Source organism: Comamonas sp. CMM03, assembly GCF_019218715.1.
Lineage (GTDB): Bacteria > Pseudomonadota > Gammaproteobacteria > Burkholderiales > Burkholderiaceae_C > Comamonas > Comamonas terrigena.
Window position 1 is genome coordinate 139,266 of record NZ_JAHUXB010000004.1, and the last position, 17,484, is coordinate 156,749.

A 17,484-nucleotide genomic window follows, 5' to 3' on the forward strand; every position below is an offset into this window, starting at 1 on the left:
GGGCGGCGACAGCCCCGCTGCCGGGCGGCATGCGGCAGGCCACGGCACGGTGCGCCCGGCGGCAGTGCCGTTCAGGGCTGGTACGGCACCCAGGTGGTGGAGTCCTTGGAGCGCATCCAGTAGCGCTGATCCGGCATGCGCAGCATGGTCACGGTTTCGTTGTCGGTCACGAAATCGGTGCCGGCCATGGCTTGGCTGCGCGCTTCCAATGAAGGGGACCCCGCCTGGAAAGGCGAATTCTGGAACATGCCGTTGAGCAGGGTGAACAGGTCCACATAGCTCACCGGCTTGTCCACGCGCACCTGGGGTTCGGGCGGCGTGGGCGTGTTGAGCAGGTACACCAGGGTGGGCACCAGCGTGATGCGTGGCGTGGGGATCTCGCGCATGCCGGGAATCTGCATGCTGTCGCCGCGCAGATTGGCGCCGTGTTCGGGCAGCATGATCAGCACCGTGGGGCGACCGCTGGCCTTGAGCTCCTGGGTGAAGCGGGCAAAGTCGTCCAGCAGTTGCTGCAGCCGGGGTTTGTAGGTGGCGATGCTGTTGCTGGCGCTGGCATCCGGCGCGTGCACACCGTCATGCAGCGTGATGGAGTTGTAGTACAGCGCCACCGGGGCCTGGCTGTCCAGGGCCTTGCGTTTTTCCAGCCACTGGTGGAGGGTGCCGTAGTCGCTGAAGATGGTGCTGTTGTCAAAGCTGCGGTAGGCCGCAGGGGCGCCCTGGTTGGACTGCAGCTTGCCCCCCAGACCGCCGCGCTCTTCCAGCTCCTTGGCGAAGTTGTCGTAGACGCCGTCGTGGTTCAGCAGGCCATGGGCCTGGTAGCCCACGCCTTCCAGGGCCGGGAACACATAGCAGCTGCGGTCCAGACCCTGGTACAGCCCCTCGTGCGTGGCCTGGCCGCACATGCCGTGCAGCAGGCGCAGCGATGCCGGGCCGCTGTAGCTGGAGGCGCTGTTGAACTGGCTGAACACCATCTGCGCCTGGGTCATGAAGGGGTGCTCGGCCAGTCCCACATGGGTCATGTCGTCCCAGGCCAGCGAGCAGACATGCAGCACCACCACATCGAATGCGCTGTCGGGATGCTGCAGCACCACCTTGCGCTGCTGCTCTCGGTCGAAAAAGGCGGTCAGCATGCTGTCGGGGGTCAGCGTGGTGTTGCCGGCGGGGCCGCCCGTGCCCATGGGCACCGATGCGGCGGCGGCTGCCATGCCGTTGCGCGGCTGCTGGGTGGTTTGCCAGGCGGCTTGCAGGCCCACTCCCAGGATGCCCAGGATGGCAAACGTGGCAAAGCGGATGCGTGCGGACAGCAGGACATACACCACCAGGGCGGCGGCCAGTCCCAGCAGCAGCTGCCAGCTCACCAGCCGGCCGATCAGCTCCAGCGTGTAGCGGGTGCTGAAGCCGGCCAGCAGGTGGGCCTGTGAAAAGGCCCGCTCCAGGCTGGGCAGGCCGCTTTCGGCGTACAGCAGCAGCACGGCGCAGACGATGCCTGCCAGGGTGCGCAGCCGCAGCCAGTGCGGCTTGCGCACGGGCCAGAAGACCGAGATGGCCAGCAACAGATTGGGCAGCCACTGCATGTGCAGGTGGCCGGTGAAATGCAGGGCCGTCTTGGCCAGGAAGTAAAACGCCCAGAAGCTCATGGCAATACCTGCGCTGTACGCGCCTGTGGCGCGCCAGCGAAACACCCGCCGCAGCCCAGGCTGCCGGCAACCGGGTGGCGGTTGGAAGGGAGAGAGAGGGACAGCACGCGGTTCTTCATGGCGCATGCACCTGTGCCGCCTGGTAGCTGGCGTAGTTCAGCGGCGTGTGCGCAGGCGCAGGCAACGGGGTGGGGACTGGAGTGGGCGCCTTCCACAGGCCGCGCAACTGGCCAAGCAGGTACGCCAGCAGCACGCGGTAACCCTTGCCGCTCATCTGCAGCATGTCGCGCAGCGTGTGGGCACTGTTGTTGGCTTCATAGGTATTGCTCCAGCCTTTCCAGGCTTCGGCGCGGGCGAAGGTGCATTGCACCAGCGCGATCTGCTGCTGGTGCGTCATGTCCCCAAACTGCAGGCCCATGATGCCCTCGCTGTTGTGCGAGGTGACCTGGGCCGGGAAGGTGTGCTCCTGTCCCTCAGACCACAGGCCCACGTCGATGTGCATGCCGGCGCTGATGGCCTGGCCCGGTGCCAGCCGCAGTCCCAGTCCGCTGAGCGAGAAGTCATGGCACTGCGCGGGCAGGGTGTGGCCGTAGGGCAGGTACAGCACGGTCTGCAGCTCGGTGGCCACACGGTGCATGCGCCGCACCTGGCGGGTTTCGCCAGCCACCCCCATGGCCGCGCCCAGCATGAAGACGCTGTAGAGCGTCCACACCAGGTTCAGCAGCAGGGCCACGGTATCGCGCTGCTCGGAGAAGAACAGGTGCCACAGCCCGAACAGCAGGGCGGACAGGTTGAGCAGCACCAGCAGCACATAGGGGCGCGAGATATGGCTGTCGAAATAGGCCTCTTCCACCAGGCCGCCCTTGGCGGTGACGTTGAACTTGCCCAGCTTGGGCGCGATCAGCGCCACCGTGGTGGGCAGGGTGATGTACCAGGCCAGCACGGTCTCGTAGACCTCGGCCCAGAACGTGTGGCGGTACGGGCCCTGGATGTGGGCGTTGGCGATGGTGGCCTGCACGATGTAGGGAATCAGGTAGAGCAGCAGCAGCATCGACGAGGTGGAGATGATGTGCAGCCCGAAGAACAGGTAGGCCATGGGGGCGGTCAGGAAGACCAGCCGCGGCAGACCGAAGAAGAAGTGCAGCATGGCATTGCCGTAGCAGATGCGCTGCCAGAGATCCAGGCCCTTGCCCAGGAAAGGGTTGTCCACCCGGAAGATCTGGGCCATGCCGCGTGCCCAGCGGATGCGCTGGCCGATGTGGGCGGACAGGCTTTCGGTGGCCAGACCGGCGGCCTGGATGTCGCGGATATAGGCGGTGCGGTAGCCACGCCGGTGCAGCTTGAGGGCGGTGTGGGCGTCTTCGGTGACGGTTTCCACGGCAATCCCTCCCACCTCCATCAGCGGGCCGCGCCGCAGCACGGCGCAGGAGCCGCAGAAGAAGGTGGCGTTCCAGAAGTCGTTGCCATCCTGGATCAGTCCATAGAACAGGGCCCCTTCGTTGGGGACGCGGCGGAAGGTGCCGAGGTTGCGTTCGAACGGGTCGGGTGAGAAGAAATGGTGCGGCGTCTGCAGCATGGCGCACTGCGGGTCGCGCTGGAACCAGCCCACGGCGGTGTGCAGGAAGCTGTTCACCGGGATGTGGTCGCAGTCGAAGATGGCCACCAGATCCCCGTGCGTCATGGCGAGCGCGTGGTTGAGGTTGCCGGCCTTGGCGTGCAGGTTGTCCGGGCGGGTGATGTAGTCCACGCCGAACTCTTCGGCAAAGGTGCGTACCTCCTCGCGCTTGCCGTCGTCCAGGATGTAGACACGCAGCTTGTCGGCCGGCCAGTCCAGGGCCAGTGCGGCCAGCACGGTGGGCCGCACCACTTCCAGCGGTTCGTTGTAGGTGGGGATGAAGACATCCACCGTGGGCCAGGCATCCGGTTCGCCCACCAGCGGGGCAGGCCGGCGGTGCAAGGGCCAGGCGGTCTGGATGAAGCCCAGCACGACGACCAGCCAGGTGTAGGCCTCGGCCGCCAGCAGGCCGTAGCCCAGCATGGCTTCCAGCCAGGTATCGAAGGTCAGGGTGTGGCTCAGCCGCCACCAGGCATAGCGGCCCATGGCGACCAGGCTGATGGTGGCCAGGGCCAGTGCGGCAAATCGCCCCTGGATCTGGCGCAGCACGATGGACAGCATCCATGCCAGGACCAGAAAGATGAACTGGCCGTAGCCATTCATGGGGGTGGTGATGACCAGCAGGATGATGGCGCCCCCCAGGGCCAGCACGAGCTGGGGCATGCCTTTGCGCTGCAGCACCGGGGCGACCAGCTGTTCGGCCTGCGGGCCCAGCTGCCAACGGTTTACACGCCGGCCCAGGGCACCCAGCAGCCGCAGCATCTGGTTCATGGGCCAGGCCAGGAGGTGCCAGACCGTGGCCAGGGTCCGGTGCAGCAGCCAGCCGACGGCATGCAGCACCCAGCTGATGGCGCGCATGGCCGGTGTCAGGGTGCCCGGGGCCGGGCCGGGGCGGACCACCAGGCGCAGCAGCCATTGCCAGAGGCTGGCGTTGCGCGGGACATCCAGGTGCCGCGCCAGCCATTGCAGAGGGTCGGGCACTTCACCTGCCGTGACCGGTTGCCAGGGCGTGGCGGCGGAGCGGTAGACAAACAGGCGCCACACCCAGGACCCCAGCTGGGCGGGCTGGTCGACGCGCAACTGGTTGGCCAGCCACGCCAGGGTGTGCTGTCCCCGGCTCATGCGGGCGCCCCTGGTGGTGGGGCCGTCAGCCACAGGTGCAGGCTGTGTGCCACCCCCTGCAGGTCATGGGAGGACAGGGCGTGGGGTGCATGCAGCTGCACCGGGCTGCCTTCGGCCCAGCTTTCCGGCACGGCTTCGTCTTCATGGACCACGTCGTCCAGCAGATGCGCCTTCCAGTGGGCGTGCAGCAAGGCAATGCCGCGCTGGTGGCTGAGGCGCCGGGCGTCGATGCGGCTGGTCAGGATGCGGAACCGGTCGGGCCCGGCCGCCGCGGGCAGGCCCGCATGCAATGGCGCCAGCGCATGCACGCTGTCCAGCGCCGGCGTGGTGCAGCACAGCACCGCATCGGCGATGGCCAGCGCCTGCCAGGCCAGTGCAGAGGTGGGCAGGCCCACGTCGGCAATGACCAGGGTGTCCGCCGGCAGTGCCAGGCCCTGCAGCTGGGTGTGCAGCCACTGGGGCTGGTCCAGCCACTGCTGTGACAGCTGCAGCTGCTGTGCCATGTTGCTGGGGCCATAGGGCAGGAACAGCAGGCTGTTGGCTGCGGCGACGGCGCAATCCCCCCACCACCGGCCTTGCGCGGCAGGCGCCGCCCAGCCGCTTTGCGCCGGGTAGGGCAGTCCCAGGTGCACCCCCAGCTGGTTGCGTGGATGCAGCTCCAGCGCCAGGCAGGCGTGGCCCATGGTCTGCAGCATCAGCGCCACATGGGCCGCGACCGTGGTGCAGCCCGCGCCGCCGGCAGCCGCCGTCAGTGCAATCAGTCGCATGCAGGCCCTTTCTCGGAAGCGGCGGGCGCCGGAGGTGGTGTGGGCGCATAGGGTTGCAGGTAGCGCAGGCGCTGGTGCCGGAGCTTGAGCCGGGCGCGCGCCGGCCGGCGCAGGGGAATGTACCGGGCCAGAAAGACCGCCAAAACGATCCCCAAGGCCATCCACAGCAGGAAAACCCAGAAGCTCATGGTGCACGCTCCTCCGAAGTCGGCTGTTTGCCGAGTGGGTGGGGCTGCCAGATCAGGGCGGGCGCGGGCGCCGGCTCCGGATACGCAGCGACCGCTGGCAGCGGCGGGACGGCGACCGGGGGGACGAGGGCAGCCCGTACCGGAGGGAGCGCGCCCGCAGCGGCAGGCACCGCACGCGCCGCACCCAGCATCTGGCTGTAATCCGGCAGGGGGTGCTGTTCATTCTCTTCCATCAGCAGCCGCAGCTGCAGGGCAATGCCGGGCAGCTGGCTGTGGGTGGTCTGGCTGCTGAAGAGGTTGGTGGTGGGGGTGGAGAACAGCCGCTCGATGGTGGGGTTCAGGTCCACCTCCCGGCAGGTGTAGAGAAACAGCCACAGGCTGTGCGCGTCGGCGGTCAGCAGATCCCCGGAGCGGGTGCCGCAATAGGCCTTGAGGGCCATGCTGTGCGAGACATGCGGCAGCAGATGCAGCTGCACCATGGCATGGTTCAGATCCTGGCGCTGTGCGCGCTCGAGCATGTCGCGCACCAGCTCGATGAAGCGCGCGGGTGGTTGGTAACCCTGTTCGGGCACGGGCAGGAAATCGGCCAGGATGGCTTTCCAGTCCGCCGGCAGGTCGCGCATATAGACCTGGTCGCGCATTTTCTGCACATGGCGCACCACGCGGGCCATGCGCATCTCGGCGTAGAACACCTCGTTGGCACCCAGCTGCAACAAGGCCCGCTCGTGGTGGGAGCGTAGCTTGGCACTGGTTTCCCGCACGGCAATTTTCAGGGTGGGCGGGTGCGTGCTGCGCAGGCGGTGGACCAGGGTCGCCAGGGCTTCAAACTGCTCGGGCGTGCCGGCATCCAGCAGCACCGTGGCGCCGATCGCGGACTGCACGGCGCTTTCCGCCGCCTGCCAGTTGTCCACGGCATTCCAGTGCTGCGGGAGCGCGCGCAGCTCGTTCAGACAGGCTTGCGTGGCATAGACCACCTCGGCATCCGGTGCCTGTGCCAGGCGTGCGGCCGAGCCGCGCACGATGCTGCCATTGGCACGCAGCAGGCCGTCGGGCCCAGGCTCCAGCCCATAGCGGGTGTTGAACAGCGCGCCCTGCGGGCTGTCCCAGCGCTCCAGCACCAGGCCGGGTTCGGTGGCATGCACTTCCAGGTGCGCGGCATACAGAAAGCTGCGGGCCAGGGCGCTGATGATGGAGCGGATGTGGGGCTGACCCACTTCCACGGTGAAGCACCAGACCGATGCCCGGTGGCGCTGGCGGGCCCAATGCACCCATTGCCCGCTCATGCGTTCCAGGTGGACCAGGCGGGTGCGCTGCAGCAAGCCTGCCGCATTGGTGCACAGCAGGGCATGGTGTGGCCGCAGTCCGGCGGTGTGCAGCTCGGACAGCAGCTCGGCCAGCCGGCGTTGGGCGATGTGGGCCTGTGCCTCCAGCGGCAGTATCCAGGGCTGGATGCGCCCCTGGTGCAAGGCCTCCTGCAGATCGGCAGGGGCCAGCAACCGGTCCATGGCCTGGGGCGTGTCGGCTACCACAAACACGCCGCGCGCACTGGCCAGCAGGGAGCGCAGCAGCTGCTGCTGCCAGCGGTGGAAATGGGCATCGTCCGGGCCGGTGATGGCCGTGTTCATCCGGGTGGGCAGGGCGGCGACGCGCTCGGGCAGACCCTCCACGGCCAGTGTGGCGGGCGGGCGCTTGGGCGCCGGCGCACGCGGGCCGCCGGGCAGGCGCCGCCAGGTCAGCAGACGGCCGATGCGCGCCGACAGGGTGTTACTGGAAGAAGGGGCGGATGCAGGCATGGCTCAGAACTGTGAATACGGTGTCACCGGCCGCGGGTAGTTGACCAGGGGCGTGCGCACGGGGTCGAAGTAGTAACGCGCATACAGCATCACATTGGTGGGTGCGTAGTAATCCGATCGGTCCAGCGACAGATGTCCACCCAGGGCCAGATTGGGCGTGACCTGCCGCTCCAGCGTGGCCGCGAACGACCAGCCGGTGCCGGAGCCGCCGGCGCTGCGGTAGCCCAGGTCGGAGGCCAGGGCCTGCCATGCGGGCGGGATCTGGACCGGGCGCGGGTACAGGGGCGAGGTGCTGGATGCCGTTTGCGACAGGCTGACCGAGGCCTTGACGCGCCAGGTCCAGGCGCCTTCGCGGCCGGTCCATTCCACCGGGAATGCCAGGGACAGGCTGCGCTTGGGGCTGTAGTAGCCGCCATGGCCCCAGGAGTATTCGGACAGGTCACGGGTGTGGGCCGTGGCGGTCAGGGTGGCGCCGGCGTACACGCGCTGGAACGGGGTGCGCCAGACATCGGTGCCCGCCGTGGTGCGGACCTGCATGCGCTGGTTGCTGGCCACGTTCTTGCCGGTATACAGGCCCCAGCTGGCCTGTGCCGACAGGTCCCAGCCAGCGTCCGTTTCGCCCGCAATCCGGGCACTGGCGGTGTTGAGCACCACGCCGCCCCAGGTCTGGCCGGTCACCGGATCGCGCGCGCCGGCATAGGACAGCAGGCTGCCCGTGACCGGACGGCGCTCCAGGCGCAGGGTCCAGCTGGTGTCGGTGGCGGTGGGCAGGCTCCAGCGCAGTCCCCCCACCACATTCGTCACCGGCATGCCGATGCCCGTCAGGCCCAGGTCCCAGCCGAAATCATCGCCGTCATGCCCGGTACCGATGTTGTAGCCGCGCGCGGACTGGGTGCGCCAGCCACTCTGGGCATAGCGCTGCAGAAAGTCGCCGCCCTGCTGGCTGTCCTGGGCACGCACGGCCGAGGCCCCCAGCTGGCCGAAACGGGCCACGTCGGGCAGGTCGTCGATGTCGCCGCTGTTGACGAAGGCAGGGTCGAAATTGGCCAGGCGACCGGCGTTCAGGCTCACCCGGTCCACATGCACGAACTGGGGCCCTTCGTAGCCCCGGGGGATCCAGGCCACATTGGCCCATTCCCAGCCGTTGAGGGTGGAGATGCCATCGGTGCCGGATTTGTGCAGCCGTGTCAGCCCGCTTTCCACCCAGGCCTGTCTGCGGGATTCGATCTGCTGGCGCTGCGTCTCCACATTCAGGCGTTCTGCGGCCGAGGCGGATGCCATGCCGTCCAGTGCCTGGCCGAACAGCTGGGAGGCTTGGGCGTAATGGCGCTGTGCCCGCTGCAGGCGGGCACCATGCAGCAGCAGCTCGGTGCGGTCGGCCTGCGGGTCGCGGGCCACGGTGTCCAGCACGACCTGGGCTTCGTCCATGCGGCCCATGCGCTGCCACAGCCGTACCAGCGCCAGCTTGCGCCAGGCGGCTTGCTGGGGGGCCATGGCCTGCGCGGCTTCGGCATGGGGCAAGGCCTGGCGACGGTCGCCGGCCAGGACCCAGGCATTGCCCGTGTCCACCTGCAGATCGAAGTTGTGTGGATCGGCCGCCACCGCCTGCTGCAGCAACGGCAGGGCGGCGGCGCTGTCCTGGGCGGCCATGTGCAGGCGTGCACGGGCGGCAGCGGTGTGCGCCGGGGTGATGCCCGGGCCTTCGCGCAGCGGCACGTCGCGCGCCAGCGCTCTGGCGGCGGTGATCCGGCCCTGGCCGTGCAGGTCGGCAATGCGGCGCTCTTCCAGGCCGGACTGCAGTTCCAGCAGGCTGGCATTGTCTTCGGGGGCCCAATCGCTGCGGTCCAGCAGACCGGGCAGGATGGCGGTCAGGCGGGTGTCGGCACGGGCGCGGTCCAGTGCCTGGGCGTAGGCCAGGTCCAGCGCCGGCGTGGCGGGCAGGTGGGTGCGCTGGCGCTCCCACAGGGCCACGGCCTGTTCGGGCTGGCCAATGTCGAACCAGGCATTGGCCACCTGGCGTATGGCATCGGGGTCCTGGTCGATCAGGTTTTCCGCCTGGGCCAGCAGTGCCTGGCGCTGCCCGGCATCGGCCTGGGCCAGGGCCTGGGCGATCAGCACCTGCCGCCGGGCTTCCTGCAGCAACAGGGTCTGCGAAGGTGAACGCTGCGCCGGCGCAATGGCCTGCATGTCTTCCAGGGCCGCATCCGGTTGGTCCTGGGCCAGCCAGATCAGGGCGCGGGCCTGGCGCATGTCGGGATCCGTGGGGGCGAGGGCCACGCCATCGGCCATCACAGCGTTGGCCAGGGCGGGCTGTTTCTGCTGCAGATAGGTGCGTGCCAGCCGGTGGCGCAGCCAGGCGTTGTCGGGTGCCAGTGGCAAGGCCGTCTCCAGCAGCTCCATGGCCTGCACGGGCTGGTTCTGGGCCAGGGCGGCTTCGGCCTGTGCCTGCAGCAGATCGGCGCGCAGGCCGGCCGCCTCGGCCGCCGTGGCCGGGGGGAGCTGGGCCAGCAATTGCTCGGCATCACGGCTGCGGTTTTGCTCCAGGTACATGCCTACCAGGGCGCGTACCGCAGGCATATGGTCGGGGTGGGCTTGCCGCAGCGCCAGCCAGGCCTGTTCGGCCTGTTGGGGCTGGCCGCGGGCTTGCAGGGTGTTGGCCTGGAGGCCCAGGGCCTCGGGGTTGGTGGGCTGAAGCGCCAGGGCCTGCTCGGCCATCTGCGCGGCGGTGGCGGTGTCACCGGCATCCAATGCCTCATTGCCGCGGGCCAGCAGCGCCCAGAAGCGGGCGGTGTCGCGCAGCCCGCGCCACTTGGCCACGGGTTCGACGGCCAGGGCCTGGGCAAAGAATTCGGCGGCCTCGGCATGCTGGCTTTGCCGCATGGCGACGATGCCCAGCCCGCCCAGTGCTTCGGCATTGCGCGGCGACAGTTGCAAGGCGCGGCGGTACGCGGCGTCGGCTGCCGGCAAATCCTTGCGGTCCAGCGCGCGGTCGGCCGTGCGCAGTGCCTGCTGGGTGGGGGAAGGCGGCGGCGGCGCGGGCGGTGCGGCGTTGGCTTCTGCCCTGACTGCACCACCTGGGCTGGCAGGGGCAACCGTGCCACCGGTGCTGCCGCCAAGGGCGGCGTGGGCCTTGGCCAGGTGTTGCTGCATGGCCGTGTCCTGCGGGTAGCGCTGCAGATAGGCCTGGGCTGCGGCGGGAGTGGCGTTCCAGGGCAGTTTGTCGATGGCCCAGCTCCACAGGCTGCGAACGGCCTGTTCGTCGGTGCCGGGCTGGTCCGCCAAGCGGGCCATTTCATTGAGCAGGGCCGGCGTGGTCGAGCCGTGCCGCAGCTGGCGTTGCAGGGCCAGGATGCGGTAGCGCACATCGCCGGTCTGGGTGTATTGCTGCTGCAGTGCGCGGTCCAGTGCGGTGTCGTCTTCCGGTGCGACGCTGCTGACGATCTGGTAGTACTCCAGCGCCATCGAGCCCGAGGTAGGAGGGCCGTCCGGGAACAGCGAGCGCGCCAGCGTGGCGGCCTCCTGCAGGCGGCCCGCCTGGGCCATCAGCCGCATGGTGGCCAGCTTCTGGCTGTCCGGCCCCATCAGGCGTGAAAGCAGGCTCAACTCCTTGGTGGCCGGGTGCTGGGGGAATTGCCGGCGCAGCAGCTCCAGCTGGGCCCGGGCTTCGTCGGCCTTGCCTTCGCGCAGCGCAATATCGCCGAGGGTGGCGTGACCCCAGGCCGAATCGGGGTGCACCAGCAGCAGCTTTTCGATGTGCTGGCGGGCCAGGTCGGTGCGGTGCTTGCTGATCCACAGCTGCGCGCTGCGGATGATCTCCGCTTCGGCCGTGAGATCGCCGGCGGAACGGGTCTGCGCGGGGGCGGCGGGGATGGCAGCGCAGGCCCAGACGCCGATCGCTGCAGCCCAGTACCAGGGGGAGGTGGGACGGCGTTGCATGGCGCCCCTAAGCCTTGTACCAAGGCAGTTGCAACTGTCCCTGGGGGGTGAAGGCATAGTCCTTGCGCATCCAGCCCTGGCCGAACAGTGCCAGGCATTGTTCGTAATAGGCCGTGGGCCGCAGCGGCTGTGCCTGCAACCGCTGGCGCTGGGCATCGAGGGCGCGGCTGGCGCCCTGGGCCTGCAGAAAGGGCAGCATGGCGGCACTGAAGCCGGACGGGCCGGGGCCGCTGATTACCAGCGTGCGCGGGTGGATGTATTCGGGCGGGGCCTGGTCACGCTCGACGATGGCCGCCATCGGTGCCAGGGTCCGCAGCAACTGTGCGCGCCCCGGTGCCTGCGGATGCAGCATGCCGGCCCACAGGTAGGTGCGGATGGCGTTGTAGCCGCCACGGCCCTGGGCCTCTGTGTCGGTCTCGTCGGTCAGAAAGCCCTGCTGGCTGTCGTACAGCGTCCAGTCCGGCGTGATGCCTGCCGGGGCGCTGCGCACCAGCAGGTCCAGCGAGGCATCGGCCAGTTGCTGCCAGCCTGGTTCCTGCATTTCCAGGGCCAGCGCCTGCAGGACCTGCAGCGGCAGGTAGCTGGGGTTGAGCCGCCAGCGTTGGCCCGGCTGCAGCACAAAGCCTTGCGCGCCCGGCAGCAGGCTGGGGCCCAGGCCGGGCAGTTGGGCCACTTCCTTTTGCCAGATCAGCGCTGCCAGCGTGCGGCCCTGGGCGGTGTAGGGCCGGTAGCGCCACAGGCGCCCGGCCTGCAGCAGGGTGTAGGCAATCCACAGGTCGGCATCGGATGCGGAATTGCTGTCAATCACGCCCCAGGCGCCGTCGTCCTGCCGCCCCCACAGCCAGGCCGGCAGATGCTGGCCCAGATCGCCCTGGCTGAGGTTGTCGCGGGTCCAGTGCAGCAGGGCGTCGAAGCGGCGGCGGTCGTTGGCCACCAGGGCAAAGAACAGCGCATAGCTCTGGCCTTCGGAATAGGTGCGTGACAGCTTGCCGTCGTCCGAGACCACGCGTCCATCGGCCTGCATGAACTGCTGCGCAAAGCGCGGCCAGCTGGCTTCCACGGCCGTGGCGCTGGCGGCCTGGCTCCCGGGCACGGCGGACAGTGCGGCACTGGCTCCCACCCATTGCAGCCAGTGCCGGCGGTGCAACAGGCTGTGGGAGGGCTTATGCATCCGCTTGTTCCAGCCGGCGGCGGGCCAGCAGGCGCAGGCTGGCGTAGACCATGAAGGTGAACAGCAGGCCGGTCACGATGCCCAGCACGGCCAGCAGCACCGGATGCGCGTGCAGCCGGTACCACAGCGCGGTCCACCACGGCAGCTGGCCCACGTAGTACACGTCCTGTACCCGGAAGCTTTCCGCCGCGCTGCCGCGCAGCAAGGTCAGATCGCCGCGCATGCGCTGCAGCGTGTCCACTGCGCTCAAGCCGTCGCGCACCAGCTCCAGGGCCTGGGGCTGGTTGGCCATCAAGGCCACCACGCTGCGGCCGCTTTGCAACGGAGATTCAAACCCGGCAACGGCTGCCAGCGGACCGGAACCCTGCAGCGTGGCCTCTCCGCCGTGCTGGGGGCGCCAGGTGTTGGTGTCCAGGCGCATCAGGTCGGCAATGGTGTCCAGCACGCGCTCGGTCGGGCGCAGCGACTGCGCGCCGGCTTCCACCAAGGCGGGCAGGGCCTTGTGCCAGTGGTCGAGCAAGGGGTTGGCGGCACCATCGGCGACCAGCAGCAGATCGCGGTCCCCGGCTTTGTCGGCCTGGCTGTAAGGCAGCAAGGTGAAGCGGGTGCCAGGGTAGCCGGTGGCGGCCGACAGCTGGCCAATGGCCGTCAGGTAGGTGGAAATGGCTTCCGGCGTGGGCTGGTCCGGGATCAGCACCGCCGTTTCCTGCAGGTCGGCGAACTTGCTGAACGGGAAGCCCCCGCGCGCAAAAGCCTGCAAGTCAGGCATGGCGATGTAGTGGTGCAGCTTCGAGATGTTGAGCGTGGAGTCGGGGTCGATGGCCGCACGCATTTCCTGCTGGGTGATGGAGGTGCAGCGACCCATGTCCGGTGCGGGGATTTGCACACCGACGTGGAAGCTGTTCTGGTTGCGCAGCAGTTCGGCAGGCAGCTGGAAGTGGCGCTGCACCAGGGCATCACCGGACCATCCGCTCACCTGGCTGAGGATGGCCGAAGGGGATGTCTTGCTGGTGGCCCGCTCCAGCGGCCAGGAGTGCACAAACTGTTCGTTGAACAGCACGCTCACCATGCCGTGTTGCGAGACCTGGTTGGGGGTGTAGCGGTAGCGCAGGTCCACCGGGATGGTGCTGCCATTCCAGGTGAACAGATCGGGCGGCAACTGCAGGCTGAGGTTCACCGCATCGTTGAGCGCATAGCCGCGCAGCTGCAGTTGCCCGGGATCGCGGGCCAGCTCGGCAATGCGCACCGGCCGGTCGGTGGCGATCCAGTTCGGGGCATCGTAGGGCTTGCGCAGGGCGGGCAGCTCCAGCGTCTTGACCGTCACGGTATCACCGCTGAAGGCGGCGTGGCCGACGGCCAGCGCCTGCGCGGCGGTTTCCAGCTGGGCGCTGTCCTTGCCCAGCACCAGCAGCAGCTTGGCCGAAGGCACGCCGGGGTGGTCCACCAGCTGCAGCGTGGGCACGTCGACCGCTGGCAGATGGCGCAATGCGGGTGGGCGCTGGGCATTGGTGGCGAACACGATGCCGTGGCCGGCCGGCAACTGGTCGATCTGTGCCGTGAACGAGGTGCCCCGGTAGCCGGCCTGCTTGCCCAGCCAGGCCGCGACAATGCCTGCCGCCTTGAGGGTGGTGGCATCTGCGCCGGCGGCATACACAAACTGGGTCTGCAGCTTGCGGTTGTCGCGTTGGTCAAAGAAGGGCAGGGGCAGGTGGGCCAGATCGTTGGGCAACTGCAGCTGGCGCAGCTGCAGCGTCAGGCGGCTTTCGTCGCTGAGATTGGCCCACAGGCTGGAGTGCGAGGGCAGCTCGCATTCCATGGTGTAGTGGCCGATGAACTGCAGGCGCAGCTTGTTGTAGTCCGCAAAAAAGCGCGGATCGATGGGGATGCGGATGTGCTGCGGCTTGCCCAGGTTTTCCTTGGGCAGGACCAGGGTCTGGACCAGTTCGTCGTTGAGGTAGACCTTGAGGTGGGACAGGTCGGCCAGCAGCGCGGGAGAGAAGGTGTAGTCCAGGCGCAGATCGGCGCTTTCCACCACCTCGTCGCCCCGCAGGCTGAAGTCCAGCGTGGTTTGTCCTTCGGTGCCGCGCAGGTTGATGCCGCCGGTGGCACCCATGCGGGCAAAGCTCAGATCAATCTGGCGGCCGGGCAGCTCGGCCAGCGTGGTGCCGGGGGTGCTGACCGCGGTGGGGCGCTCCTGGGCCCACAGCGCAGGCTGTGAGGGCAGCATGCCGGTTGCCAGCAGGGCAAGCGTCAGCATGTGGCGCTGGGAAAACGGGGAAGTCCGAAGCAGGTTTTTTTTCTTGCAGCGCAACATCGTCATTCCGAAAAAGGGCGAGATGGGACGCGTTCGAGCTTAGCCCGCATGCTGAAAAAAGCACCAGTATTTACATCGTGTGACGTGGATGATTGTTTCTATCTGTGCAAAAGTAGCGATAGAAGAATGGAAAAAGCCTGCCTTGGGAGCCAAGGCAGGCTTTGGAGATGGTGGGCCCTGAGTGATTCGAACACTCGACCAACGGATTAAGAGTCCGCTGCTCTACCAGCTGAGCTAAGAGCCCTTTCGGTGTGAACCGAAAGTCGCCAATCTGAAAAACAATTTCAGACCGACTGAAAAAAGTGGTGGGCCCTGAGTGATTCGAACACTCGACCAACGGATTAAGAGTCCGCTGCTCTACCAGCTGAGCTAAGAGCCCACTTTTCTCGGATTGCGTTGCAACCTGAGCCCTCTATTATGCTCCACTTTTTTTGAGTGCGCAGCCAGGCGGTGCAAAAAAACGCAAAAACTTCACTGCAGCGCGTTGCGGCTGGCCAGTTCCACGAACAGGCCGCTGTGGTCCAGCCCACCCAGGCCGTGCTCCACGCCGTCGGCGTAGAGCTTGGCAAAGAGTTCGGTGATCGGAGCATCGAAGCCGATCTCGCCCGCCGTGGCCAGGGCGTTGCGCAGGTCCTTGAGCTGCACGCTCATCTTGCCGTGTGGGGCAAAGTCGCGTTCCACCATGCGCTGGCCGTGCAGTTGCAGGATGCGGCTGTCGGCGAATCCGCCGGAGATGGCTTCGCGCACCTTGGCCATGTCGGCGCCGCCCTTGGCGCACAGCAGCAGGGCCTCGGCCACCGCGCCGATGGTGATGCCCACAATCATCTGGTTGGCCAGTTTGGTGAGCTGGCCGGTGCCGTGCGGGCCGACATGGGTGGCGCGGCCCAGGGCGGCGAACACGGGCAGGGCGGCCGCAAAGTCTTCGGCCCGGCCGCCGGCCATGATGGCCAGGGTGCCGTTGTCGGCGCCCACGGTGCCGCCGGAGACCGGGGCATCCAGGTGGCGCAGGCCGCGCTCGGCCAGGCGCGAGGCATGGTCGCGTGCCTCGCGCGGCTGGATGGAGGCCATGTCGATGAACAGGCTGCCCTCGTGCATGCCGTGCACGGCGCCTGCGCCGCCCATGCCGAACAGCACCTCGCCCACCACCGTGCCGTTTTCCAGCAGGCTGATCACGATGTCGCTGTGCGCCGCTGCGGAGCGGGGCGTATCGTGCACCGTGGCGCCAAAGGCCTGCAGTGCCTCGGCCTTGGCACGGGTGCGGTTCCAGACCTGCACCTGGTGGCCGGCCTCACACAGGCGGCGGGCCATGGGCGCGCCCATCAAGCCGGTGCCCAGTACGGCAATGCGCAAAGGTGGGGGAATGGGGGTGGTCAAGGCTGTGTCTCCCGAGCTGTCCGCTGTTGTGTGTGGTGTATGCGGATCATGCCGATGTGTAGCGGCCCGGAGCTTGCAGATGGCTTGCACCCGCATGCTGTTGGCGGCAAAACAGCTTTGCTTTTTAAGCTATCAAAAAAGAAGCTGCCTGTGCTCGTCGGAGTAGGAACACACGCTGTTTGTGGCGTGAATTCCAACGCTTTCGGGCGCAGGCAGCTTCGGCGGTTCAATTGTAAGAGTTTGCAGCCGGCGCCGGGCCGGCTGCGCCTGCCTGCGTCCGGGAGCGCGCAGCAGGATGGCGGGGCTTACATCATTACATCAGCAGGTGTTCGCCGGCGTTGTCGCCGCCCAGGATCACGTAGTTGACCTTGCGGATGTCCATCAGCTTGGTGCCGCCGGCATAGCTGATGGAGGACTGCACGTCCTGTTCCATCTCGATCAGCGTGCTGCGCAGCAGGCCTTTGATGGGCTCCAGAATGCGCTTGCCTTCGACGTGCTTGTACTCGCCCTTGTTGAAGTCGCTGGCCGAACCGTAGTATTCCTTGAACAGCTCGCCGTCCACCTCCACGGTCTTGCCGGGCGATTCTTCGTGGCCGGCAAACAGCGAACCGATCATCACCATGGTGGCGCCAAAGCGGATGCTCTTGGCGATGTCGCCATGGCTGCGGATGCCGCCGTCGGCAATGATGGGCTTGGTGGCCACGCGGGCACACCACTTCAGCGCCGACAGCTGCCAGCCGCCCGTGCCAAAGCCGGTCTTGAGCTTGGTGATGCACACCTTGCCCGGGCCCACGCCCACCTTGGTGGCGTCGGCGCCCCAGGCCTCCAGGTCGATCACGGCTTCGGGCGTAGCCACGTTGCCGGCAATCACAAAGGCCGCAGGGATCTTGGCCTTCAGGTACTGGATCATGTTCTTCACGCTGTCGGCATGGCCGTGGGCGATGTCAATGGTGATGTACTCGGGGCAGATGTCATCGGCCACGAAGCGGTCGACCACGTCGTAGTCGGCCTGCTTGACACCCAGCGAGATCGAGGCGTACAGGCCCTGCGACTGCATGGCCTTGGTGAATGCCACGTTGTCGATGTCAAAGCGGTGCATCACGTAAAAGTAGCCGTGCTGCGCCAAAAACTTGCAGATCTTCTCGTCCAACACCGTTTTCATGTTGGCGGGCACCACCGGCAGGCGGAAGGTGCGGCCACCCAGCTCCACGCTGGCGTCGCATTCGGAGCGGCTTTCCACGCGGCACTTGCGCGGCAGCAGCAGGATGTTGTCGTAGTCGAAGATTTCCATGAGATTCCAAGCTCCTAAAGAGGTCGCAGCGAACGATTTCGCATTGCGATGGGGCGCTTGGCTTGGAGACCGGCTTTGCGGGTGCATCCCGCACGGGGGCACCAGACCTGCAGTTGCACAGGCACAAAAAACCGGACCACAAGTAACTTGGGCCCGGTGATTGATTCTATACGGCCTGCTCCGGCGCGGCAGCCGGCCGCACTGCAATGGTGGGTATATGCAAAACCATATACCGTTCTGCGGGCCATGCCGTCCCCTGTGCGGGGCCCCGCATCC

Annotated in this window: 10 protein-coding genes and 2 tRNA genes; all 12 read right to left on the minus strand. The window is 67.6% G+C overall.

Annotation, left to right across the window (positions count from 1 at the left end; all coding sequences use genetic code 11):
* Positions 1–71: 71 nt before the first annotated feature.
* Entirely contained in the window at positions 72–1,637 is a 1,566-nt protein-coding gene (gene bcsG, locus KW830_RS14560) for a cellulose biosynthesis protein BcsG (protein ID WP_218333553.1), read from the minus strand.
* A gap of 115 nt (positions 1,638–1,752) precedes the next feature.
* Positions 1,753–4,374: a UDP-forming cellulose synthase catalytic subunit gene (bcsA, locus tag KW830_RS14565; RefSeq protein ID WP_218333554.1), complete on the minus strand. Its 2,622-nt coding sequence runs from the start codon at positions 4,372–4,374 to the stop codon at positions 1,753–1,755.
* Positions 4,371–5,141, minus strand: a complete 771-nt coding sequence (bcsQ, locus tag KW830_RS14570) for a cellulose biosynthesis protein BcsQ (protein ID WP_218333555.1) — start codon at positions 5,139–5,141, stop codon at positions 4,371–4,373. Before bcsQ ends, bcsA begins: the two co-directional genes overlap by 4 nt.
* The gene (locus KW830_RS14575) at positions 5,132–5,329 is read right to left on the minus strand and encodes a hypothetical protein (RefSeq protein ID WP_218333556.1); all 198 of its coding nucleotides are present in this window, start codon (positions 5,327–5,329) and stop codon (positions 5,132–5,134) included. Before KW830_RS14575 ends, bcsQ begins: the two co-directional genes overlap by 10 nt.
* Complete coding sequence (locus KW830_RS14580; RefSeq protein WP_218333557.1) at positions 5,326–7,122, minus strand: BcsE family c-di-GMP-binding protein; 1,797 nt, start codon at positions 7,120–7,122, stop codon at positions 5,326–5,328. The genes KW830_RS14575 and KW830_RS14580 overlap by 4 nt, the downstream gene beginning before the upstream one ends.
* Before the next feature lie 3 nt (positions 7,123–7,125).
* The gene (locus KW830_RS14585; RefSeq protein WP_218333558.1) at positions 7,126–11,058 is read right to left on the minus strand and encodes a cellulose synthase subunit BcsC-related outer membrane protein; all 3,933 of its coding nucleotides are present in this window, start codon (positions 11,056–11,058) and stop codon (positions 7,126–7,128) included.
* 7 nt (positions 11,059–11,065) lie between these two features.
* Positions 11,066–12,229: a cellulose synthase complex periplasmic endoglucanase BcsZ gene (bcsZ, locus tag KW830_RS14590; RefSeq protein ID WP_218333559.1), complete on the minus strand. Its 1,164-nt coding sequence runs from the start codon at positions 12,227–12,229 to the stop codon at positions 11,066–11,068.
* Complete coding sequence (gene bcsB / locus KW830_RS14595; RefSeq protein ID WP_218333560.1) at positions 12,222–14,486, minus strand: cellulose biosynthesis cyclic di-GMP-binding regulatory protein BcsB; 2,265 nt, start codon at positions 14,484–14,486, stop codon at positions 12,222–12,224. The genes bcsZ and bcsB overlap by 8 nt, the downstream gene beginning before the upstream one ends.
* A gap of 225 nt (positions 14,487–14,711) precedes the next feature.
* Positions 14,712–14,787: transfer RNA gene (locus KW830_RS14600), tRNA-Lys, on the minus strand.
* A 59-nt stretch (positions 14,788–14,846) separates the two neighbouring features.
* Positions 14,847–14,922 (minus strand) — tRNA-Lys (locus tag KW830_RS14605).
* A 92-nt stretch (positions 14,923–15,014) separates the two neighbouring features.
* Entirely contained in the window at positions 15,015–15,917 is a 903-nt protein-coding gene (locus KW830_RS14610; protein WP_083520444.1) for an NAD(P)-dependent oxidoreductase, read from the minus strand.
* A 313-nt stretch (positions 15,918–16,230) separates the two neighbouring features.
* Positions 16,231–17,208, minus strand: coding sequence for a GMP reductase (locus KW830_RS14615; protein WP_218333562.1), 978 nt, complete (start codon positions 17,206–17,208; stop codon positions 16,231–16,233).
* Between the last annotated feature and the right edge of the window lie 276 nt (positions 17,209–17,484).